Genomic DNA, 13,085 nt, shown 5'->3' with positions numbered 1-13,085 from the left:
CCGCCCGCTGGGCATCAGTCAGTGACAACGGCGGAATCTTCGGACCCGGACGACTCATACCGAACCAACGACAAACCTCCGACTCAGGTCACTAGGCCCTGCGCGCCGGCACGCAGCGGCCGTCCTCCGTGCGGTAGTCCCACCGCGCGCCGTCCCGGACCAGCTCCTTCACCGCCCGGACGAAGCGCTCCACGTGCTCGTCCGGGGTGCCCGCGCCGAAGCTGACGCGGATCGCGTTCAGGGAGCGCTCCCCCGGGGCGGCCTCGGGCGCACCGCACTCCCCCTGCTCACCCGGCTCGCTGACCAGCAGGGTCCGCAGCAGCGGATGCGCGCAGAACAGCCCGTCCCGCACGCCGATCCCGTACTCCGCGGACAGCGCCGCCGCGAAGTGGGAGCTGTTCCAGCCCTCCACCACGAACGACAGCACCCCCACGCGCGGCGCGTCGTCGCCGAACAGCGACAGCAGCCGCACCTGGGGCACCTCCGCAAGCCCCTCCCGCACCTTCGCGATCAGCTGCCGCTCCCGGGCCACCAGGCCGTCGAACCCGGCCTCGGACAGCGCCTTGCACGCCGAGGCGATCGCGTACGCCCCGATCACGTTCGGCGAGCCCGCCTCGTGCCGCGCCGCGGTGGTGTGCCACTCGACGTCCACCCCGCCGTCGTCCCGCCGCGCGACCTTGCGGCTCGCGCCGCCGCCCGCCAGATACGGCTGCGCCTCGCGCAGCCAGTCGGCCCGGCCCGCCAGGACCCCCGCCCCGAACGGCGCGTACAGCTTGTGCCCCGAGAACGCCACCCAGTCCACGTCCGCCGCCGCGATGTCCACCGGGTGGTGCGGGGCCAGCTGCGCGGCGTCCAGGACGATACGGGCGCCGTGCGCGTGCGCCGCCGCGGCCAGCGCCTCCACCGGCCACAGCTCACCCGTCACGTTCGACGCGCCCGTCACACACACCAGCGCCGGGCCCCCGTCCCGCTCCGCCAGCGCCTTCTCCAGCGCCTCCACCGCCTCGCGCGGCGAGCGCGGCGCGCTCAGGTAGCGCACCCGCACGTCCTCCCGCTGCTCCCACGGCAGCAGCGAGGCGTGGTGCTCGGTCTCGAACACGAACACCTCCGCACCGGCCGGCAATACGGCGGCCAGCAGGTTCAGCGAGTCCGTGGTCGAGCGGGTGAAGACCACCTGGTCGTCCGCCCGGCACCCCAGGAACGCCGCGACCTCCTTGCGGCTCGTCTCGAACAGGTCCGTCGACAGCTGCGACAGGTAGCCCGCCCCCCGGTGGACGCTGCCGTAGTACGGGGCGTACGCGGCGACGTCGTCCCACACCCGCCGCAGGGCGGGCGCGCTGGCCGCGTAGTCGAGCGCGGCGTACGTCACCTCGCCGCCGGTGACCAGGGGCACGGTGACGTCACTGCCGAGGACGGCGAGCGGGGCGGAGGTCTCGACTGCAGAAGGGCACACGGACATGGCGAATTCTCCCGATGGGTCGCAGGCATGCGGAACATGGCTCGACGCACGGCGGATCCGCGCGGAGCGGGTGGGAAAACGGGCTCTGCGGCCCTAGCGCATTCGCTGCGTCACGGAAGAACTCCCTCGACCACCAGGACCCCTAGTGCGAGGGATCCGCGCTTGCCGCGCGCCTCGCTGCGAGCGGCCTGGTCATCACCCGGGGCACCCCGCCACGGACGGAGGGTTGCCGGACAGCGGGCCGGGGCCGAAGTCGCTGTCGCTCGTGACCTGGCGCGATTATGCCACGGCGCCGCGCGGTGCCCATCCCTGCGTCCGCATAGTGGACTGTTCCCCACCCCGCCCCTTCCCGAACCGGGGGACCAGCCCCCGGCCCCCGGGTGGGGGCTCCGCCCCCACACCCCCGCTCCTCAAACGCCGGAGGGGCTGGCTAGCGGGGCATCTCCGCCCCGGCCCCTAAGCGGCGCCTCCGCCCCTGGACCCGGCTCCTCAAGCAGCGGAGCGGCCGGGGAGCGGGGCATCACCGCCCCCGGGCCCCGCTCCTCCAACGCCCCCGGCTACCGCTCGCAGGTGCCCCCCTGGGGGCTGGGAAGCGGGACATCACCGCGCCACCCGGGACCCGCTCCTCACGCGCCGGATCGGCTGGGTAGCGGGGTGTCTCCGCCCCGGCCCGGGGCGGGGCCGGGCCGGGTCCGGGGGCGCAGCTCCCGGTTTCGGGGAGGGGCGGGGTGGGGACGAGCAGCGGACCGGCACCGGCACCGGGGTGCGGGGCGGAGCCCCGGTCGGGGAGGGGCGGGGTGGGGAAGAGGCCGCGGCCGGGGGCCCTACGCGTTGCTCGCGTGCACCCAGCGTTCCAGGGCGTCCCTCGCCGCGCCCGAGTCGATGGACTCGGCGGCTCGCGCGACGCCCGTCGCGATGCGGGCCGGGAGCGGGGCGTCCGCCGGGTCGCGGTGCCAGTCCAGGGTCGCCAGGGCCGCGCCCGCGTTCAGCAGGACCGCGTCCCGTACCGGGCCCGTCTCGCCCGCCAGGAGCCGGCGTGCCACGTCCGCGTTGTACGAGGCGTCGGCGCCGCGCAGGGCCTCCACCGGGGCCAGGGCGAAGCCGATGTCGCGCGGGTCGAAGGACTCCTGGCGGACCGTGCCGTCCCGTACCACCCACACCTGGGAGGTCGCGGTCACGGTGAGTTCGTCCAGCCCGTCGTCGCCGCGGAAGACCAGCGCCGAGGAACCGCGCTCGGCCAGCACCCCGGCCATGATCGGCGCCATCCGGGCGTCGGCGACGCCCGTCACCTGGCAGCGGACCCGGGCCGGGTTGGTGAGCGGGCCGAGCCAGTTGAACGGGGTGGCGATGCCCAGTTCGCGGCGGGCCGCCGCGACGTGCCGCAGGGAGGGGTGGAACTTGACCGCGAAGCACATGGTGATGCCCGCTTCCTCGGCGATCTCGGCCACCCGGGCCGGGCTGAGGTCCAGGTTGACGCCGAGCTTCTCCAGGACGTCGGAGGCGCCGCTCGCGGAGGACGAGGCGCGGTTGCCGTGCTTGACGACGCGCGCGCCCGCGCCGGCCGCCACCAGGGCGGACATGGTCGAGATGTTGACGGTCCTGGCGCGGTCGCCGCCGGTGCCGACGATGTCGACGGTCGGCCCGGGCACCTCGATCGTCTTGGCGTGCCCGTACATGGCGCGGACGAGGCCGGAGAGTTCGGCGACGGTCTCGCCCTTGGCCCGCAGCGCGACCGCGAACCCGGCGATCTGGGCGTCGGTGGCCTCGCCGCGCATGATGCGGTCCATGGCCCAGGCGGTGTCGTCGGCGCTGAGGTCCTGGCCGCCGAGGAGGGAGCTGAGCACGTCCGGCCAAGTGCGGGCCGTCGCGGTGCTGTCGCCTCCGGCTGGGGTCACAACGTCCATGGTCCGCTCCTGAATGATGCCTGGGCCGCACAGCTCACACGGCTGGATCAGCGCTCGATCAGGGCAAGCCTATCGGCCTGACCACGGCCAGGGCCCCGGGCCGGACGGTGAGGTCCGGGCCGGGGCCCTGGTCTGTGGCGTCAGATGACGGAAGGGATCAGTGGTGGCCGTGGCCGCTGGTGATCTCCTTGTACTCCTCGGAGGTCGGCTTCGGGATGAAGGCGTCCTTGCCGTAGTAGCTCTTGGACAGCCTGGCCCGCAGCTTCTGCGACGCGCCGACCTTGCGGCGGACGCCGTTCTCGTCGACCTCGGGGCCGATCTCGTACGGCTTCGGCTGCTCGTGCTGGGTGAGCACGTGCAGCTGGTCCTGTGTGAGCGGCTCGTGCACCTCGATGAACTCACCGTGCGGCAGGCGCTTGATGATGCCGGTCTCGCGACCGTGCAGCACCTTCTCCTTGTCGCGCCGCTGGAGGCCCAGGCAGATCCGGCGGGTGGCGACGAAGGCGATGACCGGGCCGACGAAGAAGGCGATCCGCACGAACCACGTGATCGAGTTGATCGACAGGTGGAAGTGGGTGGCCCACAGGTCGTTGCCGCCGCCGACGAGCATCACGAAGTACACGGTCAGCCAGGCGACACCGAAGGCCGTACGCGTCGGGGCGTTGCGCGGGCGGTCCAGGATGTGGTGCTCGCGCTTGTCGCCGGTGATCCAGCCCTCGATGAAGGGGTAGAGGCCGATCGCAAAGAGGACCAGCGGGAAGAGCACGATCGGGATGAACACGCCCAGGACGAGCGTGTGACCCCAGGCGGTGATCTCCCAGCCGGGCATCACACGGACCAGACCCTCGGCGAAGCCCATGTACCAGTCGGGCTGGGCGCCGGTGGAGACCTGGTCGGGCCGGTAGGGGCCGATGGTCCAGATCGGGTTGATCGTGGCGATCGCGGAGATGGCCGCGATGACGCCGAAGACCAGGAAGAAGAAGCCGCCCGCCTTGGCCATGTAGACCGGCAGCAGGGGCATGCCGACGACGTTCTTGTTGGTCTTGCCGGCCCCGGGGTACTGCGTGTGCTTGTGGTAGAAGACCAGGATCAGGTGCGCCACCAGCAGGCCGAGCATGATGCCCGGCAGCAGCAGGACGTGGACCGGGTAGAGCCTCGGGATGAGGTCCATGCCCGGGAACTCGCCGCCGAACACGAACATCGAGATGTAGGTGCCGACGACCGGGATCGACAGGAAAACACCCTCGATGAACCGCAGACCGGTGCCGGAGAGCAGGTCGTCGGGGAGCGAGTAGCCGGTGAAGCCGGTCAGCATGCCGAGGAAGAACAGCAGGAAGCCGAACAGCCAGTTGATCTCACGCGGCTTGCGGAACGCGCCGGTGAAGAAGACGCGCATCATGTGCACGAACATCGCGGCGAGGAAGACCAGCGCGGCCCAGTGGTGGATCTGCCGGATCAGCAGACCGCCGCGCACCTCGAAGCTGATGTCGAGCGTCGAGGCGAACGCCTCGGACATCCGCACGCCCTGCATCGGGACGTACGGGCCGTGGTAGACGACCTCTTCCATGCTGGGGTGGAAGAACAGCGTCAGGTACACACCCGTGAGGATGATGATGATGAAGCTGTAGAGCGCGACCTCACCCAGCATGAAGGACCAGTGGTCCGGGAAGATCTTGCGCATGTTGGCCCGGGCGAGGCTGTAGATGCCCAGCCGGCCATCGGCCCAGTCGGCGACGCGCTCGCCCGCGGGCGCTTTGCCGCGCCGCTGCGTGCCCGTGTCTGTTGCAGTACTCATCCGCGCTCCCAGTAAGCAGGACCGACGGGCTCCGAGAAGTCGCCCATGGCTTCGAGGTACCCCTGGTCATTGGCCTTGATCCGCAGCTGGGGCAGCGCGTGACCGGCCGGACCGAAGATCACTCGGCCACCGTCGGAGAGGTCGAACGTCGACTGGTGGCAGGGGCACAGGACGTGGTGCGTCTGCTGCTCGTACAGGTTGATCGGGCAGCCGACGTGGGTGCAGATCTTCGAGAAGGCGACGATGCCCTCGTGCGACCAGTCCAGCTCGCGCTTGTCCTTGATGTTCTCCGGCTGGAGCCGGACGAGCATCAGGGCGGCCTTGGCGATCTCGGTCTGGAAGTCGTGCTGGTCCTCGCTCATGCCCTCGGGCATGGCGAAGGTCAGGGAGCCCACGGAGATGTCCTCGGGCCGCAGCGGCTGCATGGTGTTGTAGTTCATGAGCCGCTTGCCCTTGGCCCACTTGGTGTGCCGGAGCTTGGTGCCCGGCAGCGGGCCGAGGTCGCGCAGCAGCACCACGCCGGAGAGCGGCACCAGGGCGAGCGCGCCGAAGAGGGTGTTGCGGGCGAGCTTGCGGCGGCCGAAGCCGGACTCCTTGGCGCCGTCGCGGAAGTCCTCGAGGACCTTGGCCTTCACCTCGGGGCTGGCCTCGATGGCGTGCCGGTCGTCGGCGATCTCCACGTCGGACATCAGGGTGCGGGCCCAGTGGACCGCGCCGGCGCCGATGGCGAACAGCGCGATGCCGAGGGTGAGGCCCAGCGCGAAGTTCAGCGCGCTGATGTGACCGATCGGGAAGACGTAGATGTACTTGTCGACCGGCAGCGCCACGTAGGAGGCGATGAAGGCGATGGTCGCCAGCATCGAGACCGTGAAGAGCAGGGCGACGGTGCGCTCGGACCGCTTGGCGGCCCGCTCGTCGATGTCCTGCTGACGGTGCTCGTGCGGGGGCAGCCCCGGGTCGGCGAACGGGTCTTCCACGACCGCGGTCGCGCCGCCCTCCGCCCGCTCCTCGGGCAGCTTCTCTTCTGCTTGTGAAATCTCGTGGCTACTCATGACTTCTTGGCCTTTGCGGTCCGGGCGGCGACCCAGATGGTGAGGACGATCAGCGCGCCCATGCCGAAGACCCAGGCGAAGAGGCCCTCACTGACCGGGCCGAGCCCGCCGAGCTCAAGGCCACCGGGGGTCTTGGACTTGTCGCTGTTGACCGTGTCGAGGTACGCGATGATGTCCTGCTTGTTCTTCTCCGGCATCGTGGTGTCGGGGAAGGAGGGCATGTTCTGCGGGCCGGTCTGCATGGCCTCGTACAGATGCTTCTTGCTCACACCCTCGAGGGACGGCGCGTACTTGCCGTTGGTGAGGGCACCGCCCTTGCCGGCGAAGTTGTGGCACTGCGCGCAGTTCGTGCGGAAGAGCTCGCCGCCCTTCGCGACATCCGCGTCGTCGGTGCTGTACTGGCTCTTGGTGGGCGTCACCGGCCCCGCGCCGAGCGAGGAGATGTACGCGGCCAGCTGCTCGATCTCGGCGTCCGAGTAGATGTTCTTCTTCTTCGGCACCTGGGCGCCCGGCTGCTGGGCGGGCATCCGGCCGGTACCGACCTGGAAGTCGACGGCGGCCGAACCGACGCCGACCAGGCTCGGGCCGTCGGAGGTCCCCTGACCGCCCGTACCGTGGCAGCTGGCGCAGCCGACGGAATAGAGCTTCTTGCCCTCCTCGATGGCGAGGGACTGGGCGGAGCTGTCATCGGCCTTCGCCTCGCTCGGCGAGAACGCGGCGTACAGCCCCCCAGTGACCGCCAGCGCGAAGAGTAGGACGACGAACGCAGCCAGCGGATGGCGCCGTCGTGCGGAGAGCTTTTTCACGGATTACCCCGGTGTCAGGATCTTCTGCGTCGATGCTTTAAGGACGTGCTTCCGGTCGCGGAGACCGGCTTACTTGATCATGTAGATCGTGGCGAAGAGGCCGATCCAGACGACATCGACGAAGTGCCAGTAGTAGGACACGACGATGGCCGCCGTCGCCTGCTGGTGGGTGAACCTCTTGGCCGCGTACGTCCTCCCCAGGACCAGCAGGAAGGCGATGAGTCCGCCCGTCACATGCAGTCCGTGGAACCCGGTGGTCAGGTAGAACACCGAACCGTACGGGTCGGAGGAGAGCGAGAGCCCGTCCTTCTTGACCAGTTCGGTGTACTCGAAGATCTGACCGCCGATGAAGATCGCGCCCATGATGAAGGTGATCACGAACCAGGAGCGCAGCTTCCTCACGTCGCCACGCTCGGCGGCGAAGACACCGAGCTGGCAGGTGAGGGAGGAGAGCACGAGGATCGTGGTGTTCGTCGCCGAGAACGGGAAGTTCAGCGAAGACGCCATTTCCTTCCAGTGCTCGGCTCCGGTCACCGATCGCAGGGTGAAGTACATCGCGAAGAGGGCCGCGAAGAACATCAGCTCGGAACTCAACCAGATGATGGTCCCGACGCTGGTGAGGTTCGGCCGGTTGACCGACGGGTGCGCGTGCCCGGTATCTGTTGCTGTTGCTGTCGCCACGACCGACATTATGTCGGTCGCTTATCCGGCCCTCACTCCCGGGGGTGCCGTTCGGAGTGTCCAGGGCCGCGTCAAGGGCATCGATGCTGCTCGTCGCCGCTGTTCCGGCCGGTCCCCCGAAGGAGGGAGAGATCGGTTCGCCCCCTCCTCCGGAAGGCTGTACGGGAGTAACATCCGCCACAGGAGCCCGGTAGTCCCCTTGGCTGATGCGGAGGAAACGATGCGGCCGACCGCCACGGTGCTGGTCTACAGCGACGACGCGAACACCCGCGAACAGGTGCGGCTCGCGACCGGTCGCCGGCCCGCCGCCGATGTGCCTCCGGTGGAGTTCGTGGAGTGCGCCACCCTCCCCGCCGTCCTGGCCGCGCTGGAGGACGGCGGGATCGACGTGTGCGTCCTGGACGGGGAGGCGGTCCCCGCGGGCGGGATGGGCGTCTGCCGGCAGATCAAGGACGAGATCTTCCAGTGCCCGCCGGTGGTGCTGCTCATCGGCCGCCCGCAGGACGCCTGGCTGGCCACCTGGAGCCGCGCGGAGGCCGCGGTGACGCATCCGGTGGACCCGGTGGCCCTGACGGACGCGCTGGCCGGGCTGCTCCGCAAGCGGCTCGCGGTGGGTGCCTGACCGCACTCCGCGCGGTCTCACGCGGTCATGCCATGGGGCGGAGCCGGGCCGAGTCGGCCGGGGTGCTGCCGTCCCGCTGGCCGGCGGCGAGGGCGCTGCCCTGGCGCCAGTCGGTCCAGGCCATGTTCCAGTCGCCGTAGCCGTTGCCGAACGGGGCCATGTCGTCCCCGTTGCTGTTGATGACCTTGACGATGTCGCCGAGGTGCACGGTGTTGAAGAACCACCGGGCGTTCTCGGTGGACATGCCGGTGCAGCCGTGGCTGACGTTGGCGTACCCCTGCGAGCCGGTCGACCAGGGCGCGGCGTGGACGTATTCGCCGCTCTCGGTGACCCGGGCCGCCCAGTAGACCATCAGGTCGTAGGAACCGGCGCCCAGGCCGATGCTGGCGCCCGTCATCCGCACCGCGGACTCCTTGGCGAGGATCACCTTGGTGCCGTTACGGGTGTCGAACCCGGGCATACCGGTCGTGATCGGGATGGTCCGGATCACCTCTCCGTTCCGCCGCACCGTCATCTGGTGGGTCCCGGAGTCGGTCAGGGCCTCGATCCGGTCGCCGGTGGTGATCCGCAGCGACTTGGTCCGGTCGCCGTAGAGCCCGCCGCCGATCCTGATGCCCTTGAGGTTGGAGCGCACGTTGACGGTGGCGTGCGCGGGCCAGTACTCGGCCGGGCGGTAGTGCAGTGTCTTGCTGTCCACCCAGTGCCAGACGCCGTCCACCGCGGGCTGTGAGTCGACCTTCAAGCCCCGCTCGATGACGGCCCGGGCCGAGGGGTCCTTGACCGCGCGGCTCAGCTTGGCGGTGATCGGCTGGCCCACCCCGTACTCCCCCGCCTTCGGCCCGAAGGTGACCTTCAGCAGCTTGTGGGCGGAGCTGGTGGTGAAGTTGATCGTACGGCGGCCCGGCGCGCCGCCCGAGTCCTCCGTGGACACCCGCAGCGTGTAGTGGGCGCCCGCCGCCAGCGGCACCGTGGAGCGCCACCGGCTGCCGTCCGGCGTCAGCTCGCCCCGTACGTACCTGCCTGCCGCGTCGGTCGCGGTGACGTCCGTGATCCGGCCGTCGTCGCCCTTGGCGGTGACTTGGAGCGGCCGGTCCGGATCGGCGTTGTGTGCGCCGCTCTCACCGCTGAACGAGATCTGGTCGGCGGCGTCGTACGGCTTGGCGGACAGCGGGTCCGAGGAGGGGCCCCCGCATCCGCTGAGACCCGCTATCAGCGAGGCCACCAGCAGGGCACTGGAGAGCACCGCCCGGGTTCGAGGAGATCGAGGTGTGTGGTTCATGCGCTCACGCTATGGACGCCCACGGCGGACGGCGCGCCGAGCGAGGCACCAGGGTGACGGCCCCCTGTCGGCCCGGGGCGCCCCGGAGGCGAACCGAGCCTCCCAAAAAAAAGAGGGCCCGGCACCTGTACGGTGCCGGGCCCCTTGATCAGAAACCGCTACTGGTTCTGGTTCTCGCCGCGGTAGTACTCGAAGACCCACCCGAAGAGGCCGACCATGATGATCGGGGCCGAGAAGAACAGCAGCCACCAGCCGAAGACCACGCCCATGAAGGCCAGGGCGCCGCCGACGGCCAGGGACAGCGGCTGCCAGCTGTGCGGGGAGAAGAAGCCCAGCTCACCGGCGTCGTCGGCGACGTCGGCGTCCTGGTTGTCCTGCGCCCCGACATCCACGCGGCGCGCGGTGAACGCCAGGTAGAAGCCGATCATGATGCTCAGCCCGAAGGCGAGGAACAGCGCCGTGGTACCGGCGGGCTCCTTCGACCACACGCCGTAGACGATCGCCATCAGCAGGATGAAGACGGCGAGCCAGAGGAACATCCGGCCTTGGACCTTCACTTGCCGGCCTCCTTACCACCCGCGAGGGCCTTGTCTTCGTCGGCCGCACCCTGGTGCTCGAGCTGGTCGAGCGCCGCGATCTCGGGGTGGTGCAGGTCGAACGCCGGGGATTCGGAACGGATCCGCGGCAGGGTGAGGAAGTTGTGCCGCGGCGGCGGGCAGGAGGTCGCCCACTCCAGCGAGCGGCCGTAGCCCCACGGGTCGTCGACCTCGACCTTCTTGCCGTACTTGGCGGTCTTCCAGACGTTGTAGAGGAACGGCAGGATCGACAGGCCGAGCAGGAACGAGCTGATCGTGGAGATCGTGTTCAGCGCGGTGAAGCCGTCGGCCGCCAGGTAGTCGGCGTACCGGCGCGGCATGCCCTCGGCACCCAGCCAGTGCTGCACCAGGAAGGTGCCGTGGAAGCCGATGAACAGCGTCCAGAAGGTGATCTTGCCGAGCTTCTCGTCCAGCATCTTGCCGGTCATCTTCGGCCACCAGAAGTGGAAGCCGGAGAACATCGCGAAGACCACGGTGCCGAAGACCACGTAGTGGAAGTGGGCCACCACGAAGTACGAGTCGGAGACGTGGAAGTCCATCGGCGGCGACGCCAGGATGACGCCGGTGAGTCCGCCGAAGGTGAAGGTGATGAGGAAGCCGATCGCCCAGAGCATCGGGGTCTCGAAGCTCAGCGAGCCCTTCCACATCGTGCCGATCCAGTTGAAGAACTTGATACCGGTCGGAACCGCGATCAGGAACGTCATGAAGGAGAAGAACGGCAGCAGCACCCCACCGGTGACGTACATGTGGTGCGCCCACACGGTCACCGACAGACCCGCGATGGAGATCGTCGCGGCGATCAGGGTGAAGTAACCGAACATCGGCTTGCGCGAGAAGACCGGGATGACCTCGGAAATGATCCCGAAGAACGGCAGCGCGATGATGTACACCTCTGGGTGTCCGAAGAACCAGAAGAGGTGTTGCCACAACAACGCCCCGCCATTGGCCGCGTCGAAGACATGCGCCCCGAATTTACGGTCCGCCTCCAGGGCGAACAGCGCGGCGGCCAGCACCGGGAAGGCCAGCAGGACCAGCACGGCGGTCAGCAGCACGTTCCAGGTGAAGATCGGCATGCGGAACATGGTCATGCCGGGAGCGCGCATGCAGATGATCGTGGTGATGAAGTTGACCGCGCCGAGGATCGTGCCGAAGCCGGAGAAGGCCAGACCCATGATCCACATGTCGGCGCCGACGCCCGGCGAGCGGACCGCGTCCGACAGCGGCGAGTACGCGAACCAGCCGAAGTCGGCCGCGCCCTGCGGGGTCAGGAAGCCGCCCACCGCGATGAGCGAGCCGAAGAGGTACAGCCAGTACGCGAACATGTTCAGCCGCGGGAACGCCACATCGGGCGCGCCGATCTGCAGCGGCATGATCCAGTTCGTGAAGCCCGCGAACAGCGGGGTGGCGAACATCAGCAGCATGATCGTGCCATGCATGGTGAACGCCTGGTTGAACTGCTCGTTCGACATGATCTGGGTGCCGGGACGAGCCAGTTCGGCGCGCATGAAGAGCGCCATCAGTCCGCCGATGCAGAAGAACGCGAACGACGTGACCAGGTAGAGCGTGCCGATCGTCTTGTGGTCCGTGGTGGTCAGCCACTTGACGACGACATTGCCGGGCTGCTTGCGGCGCACCGGCAACTCATCCTCGTACGAGGCGGTTGCGTCGGCACCCTGGGGTTCGTTGAGGATGCTCACTGTGTCTTGGTCTCCGCGTTCTTGGCGGGGTCCGTCTGCGCGATGCCGGCCGGGATGTATCCCGTCTGGCCCTTCTTCGCCAGGTCCTTCAGGTGCTGCTGGTAGCGCTCCGGGGAAACGACCTTGACGTTGAAGAGCATCCGGGAGTGGTCGACGCCGCACAGCTCGGCACACTTGCCCTTGAAGGTGCCCTCGCGGTTCGGGGTGACCTCGAACCGGTTGGCATGGCCCGGGATGACGTCCATCTTCATCAGGAAGGGGACCACCCAGAACGAGTGGATGACATCGCGGGAGGTCAGGATGAATTCGACGGACTCACCCTTGGGCAGCCACAGGGTCGGACCCGGGTTGCCGTTCTGCGGATTCCGCTCGCCGGGGGTGCCGGTGTCGTAGACGCCCTCGGCGCCCTTGGGGACGGTGTCGAGCATCTTGTTCGGGATGGACGACACCTCCTTGGGGGTCGCCTTGGGGCTGGCCGGGTTCCCGTCCACGTTCTCCATGTAGTTGAAGCCCCAGCTCCACTGGTAGCCAACGACGTTGACTACGTGGTCGGGCTTCTTGGAGGTCTTGAGGAGCGCGTTCTCATCGCGCGCGGTGAAGTAGAACAACACCGCGACGATGATGATCGGGACCACGGTGTACAGCGCCTCAAGGGGCATGTTGTACCGGGTCTGCACCGGAACCTCGATCTTGGTCCTGGTCCGGCGGTGGAACATCACCGCCCACAGGATCAGGCCCCAGACCAGCACGCCCACGGCGAGTGCGGCCGCCCACGAGCCCTGCCACAGGGAGAGGATCCGCGGCGCCTCCTCCGTGGCGGGAGTGGGCATTCCGAGGCGGGGGAAGTCCTTGGATGTGCAACCGGTGGCGGTCGCCAGGACCGCGCCCGCGGCAAGCGCCTGCAGCAGCTTCCGCCGCACCGGGCGCCGCGACGAGCGGTCGGAGCCGTTGGGACTCACGTAGCGCCTTCCCGAGAGTCTCGCCCGCGCGGTCGGCCGCGGCCGTCATCTGGTCGGTCGCCGGCCCGGTGCGGGCAGGGGTTTGGATGTTTATGCGGACCAAACCCTACTGGACGCCATTTGGCGCTGCGCGGGGAGGGTGCCCAACGCGCCGGGCCCCTCCCCGAAGGGGTGGCATCACCGCCGGAACGCCGCGGAATTCCAGTGGAATGACCTGCTCCGCCAACGTTTTCCG

At 69.1% G+C, this 13,085-nt stretch carries 11 protein-coding genes and 1 riboswitch; of the genes, 1 reads left to right on the top strand and 10 read right to left on the bottom strand.

Going from position 1 to position 13,085, the window contains the following annotated elements; translation table 11 throughout:
• Positions 1-91: 91 nt before the first annotated feature.
• The 6 genes from ABZ562_RS05740 to ABZ562_RS05715 all read right to left on the bottom strand — a co-directional run bounded on the left by ABZ562_RS05740 (position 92) and on the right by ABZ562_RS05715 (position 7,706).
• Entirely contained in the window at positions 92-1,459 is a 1,368-nt protein-coding gene (locus ABZ562_RS05740) for an aminotransferase class V-fold PLP-dependent enzyme (RefSeq protein WP_361474506.1), read from the bottom strand.
• A 153-nt stretch (positions 1,460-1,612) separates the two neighbouring features.
• Positions 1,613-1,730, bottom strand: a riboswitch (SAM riboswitch).
• Between the two features lie 553 nt (positions 1,731-2,283).
• Complete coding sequence (gene trpD / locus ABZ562_RS05735) at positions 2,284-3,363, bottom strand: anthranilate phosphoribosyltransferase (RefSeq protein WP_361474504.1); 1,080 nt, start codon at positions 3,361-3,363, stop codon at positions 2,284-2,286.
• Between the two features lie 157 nt (positions 3,364-3,520).
• A complete protein-coding gene (locus tag ABZ562_RS05730; protein ID WP_361474501.1) occupies positions 3,521-5,158 on the bottom strand; it encodes a cytochrome bc complex cytochrome b subunit in 1,638 nt (545 codons plus the stop codon).
• Positions 5,155-6,210 (bottom strand): Rieske 2Fe-2S domain-containing protein, encoded by a 1,056-nt coding sequence (locus ABZ562_RS05725; RefSeq protein ID WP_361474498.1) that lies wholly within the window; start codon positions 6,208-6,210, stop codon positions 5,155-5,157. The genes ABZ562_RS05730 and ABZ562_RS05725 overlap by 4 nt, the downstream gene beginning before the upstream one ends.
• Positions 6,207-7,016, bottom strand: a complete 810-nt coding sequence (locus tag ABZ562_RS05720; protein WP_361474495.1) for a cytochrome c — start codon at positions 7,014-7,016, stop codon at positions 6,207-6,209. Before ABZ562_RS05720 ends, ABZ562_RS05725 begins: the two co-directional genes overlap by 4 nt.
• Positions 7,017-7,085: 69 nt before the next feature.
• A complete protein-coding gene (locus tag ABZ562_RS05715) occupies positions 7,086-7,706 on the bottom strand; it encodes a heme-copper oxidase subunit III (protein WP_055556201.1) in 621 nt (206 codons plus the stop codon).
• Positions 7,707-7,917: 211 nt separating this feature from the next.
• Here ABZ562_RS05715 and ABZ562_RS05710 point away from each other — a divergent pair, with 211 nt between their 5' ends.
• Positions 7,918-8,319 carry a hypothetical protein gene (locus ABZ562_RS05710; protein WP_055556199.1) on the top strand — a complete coding sequence of 134 codons (402 nt, stop codon included), beginning with the start codon at positions 7,918-7,920 and terminating at the stop codon, positions 8,317-8,319.
• Positions 8,320-8,344: 25 nt separating this feature from the next.
• Here the strand turns inward: ABZ562_RS05710 and ABZ562_RS05705 are convergent, their stop codons facing one another.
• From ABZ562_RS05705 to coxB, 4 genes are all read right to left on the bottom strand, one after another.
• Positions 8,345-9,598, bottom strand: a complete 1,254-nt coding sequence (locus ABZ562_RS05705) for an Ig-like domain-containing protein (RefSeq protein WP_361474491.1) — start codon at positions 9,596-9,598, stop codon at positions 8,345-8,347.
• Positions 9,599-9,756: 158 nt separating this feature from the next.
• Entirely contained in the window at positions 9,757-10,155 is a 399-nt protein-coding gene (locus ABZ562_RS05700; RefSeq protein ID WP_055556195.1) for a cytochrome c oxidase subunit 4, read from the bottom strand.
• Positions 10,152-11,891 carry a cytochrome c oxidase subunit I gene (ctaD, locus tag ABZ562_RS05695; protein WP_055556193.1) on the bottom strand — a complete coding sequence of 580 codons (1,740 nt, stop codon included), beginning with the start codon at positions 11,889-11,891 and terminating at the stop codon, positions 10,152-10,154. Before ctaD ends, ABZ562_RS05700 begins: the two co-directional genes overlap by 4 nt.
• Entirely contained in the window at positions 11,888-12,850 is a 963-nt protein-coding gene (coxB, locus tag ABZ562_RS05690; RefSeq protein WP_361474487.1) for a cytochrome c oxidase subunit II, read from the bottom strand. The genes ctaD and coxB overlap by 4 nt, the downstream gene beginning before the upstream one ends.
• Between the last annotated feature and the right edge of the window lie 235 nt (positions 12,851-13,085).

This window comes from Streptomyces sp. NPDC019937 (assembly GCF_040631655.1).
Taxonomy (GTDB): domain Bacteria; phylum Actinomycetota; class Actinomycetes; order Streptomycetales; family Streptomycetaceae; genus Streptomyces.
This window is presented reverse-complemented; position numbering and strand designations above follow the sequence as displayed.

Bases quoted from the DNA above. Each gene is read 5' to 3' on its own strand.
- ABZ562_RS05740 (WP_361474506.1), bottom strand. From the start codon at position 1,459: ATGTCCGTGTGCCCTTCTGCAGTCGAGACCTCCGCCCCGCTCGCCGTC.
- trpD (WP_361474504.1), bottom strand. From the start codon at position 3,363: ATGGACGTTGTGACCCCAGCCGGAGGCGACAGCACCGCGACGGCCCGC.
- ABZ562_RS05730 (WP_361474501.1), bottom strand. From the start codon at position 5,158: ATGAGTACTGCAACAGACACGGGCACGCAGCGGCGCGGCAAAGCGCCC.
- ABZ562_RS05725 (WP_361474498.1), bottom strand. From the start codon at position 6,210: ATGAGTAGCCACGAGATTTCACAAGCAGAAGAGAAGCTGCCCGAGGAG.
- ABZ562_RS05715 (WP_055556201.1), bottom strand. From the start codon at position 7,706: ATGTCGGTCGTGGCGACAGCAACAGCAACAGATACCGGGCACGCGCAC.
- ABZ562_RS05710 (WP_055556199.1), top strand. From the start codon at position 7,918: ATGCGGCCGACCGCCACGGTGCTGGTCTACAGCGACGACGCGAACACC.
- ABZ562_RS05705 (WP_361474491.1), bottom strand. From the start codon at position 9,598: ATGAACCACACACCTCGATCTCCTCGAACCCGGGCGGTGCTCTCCAGT.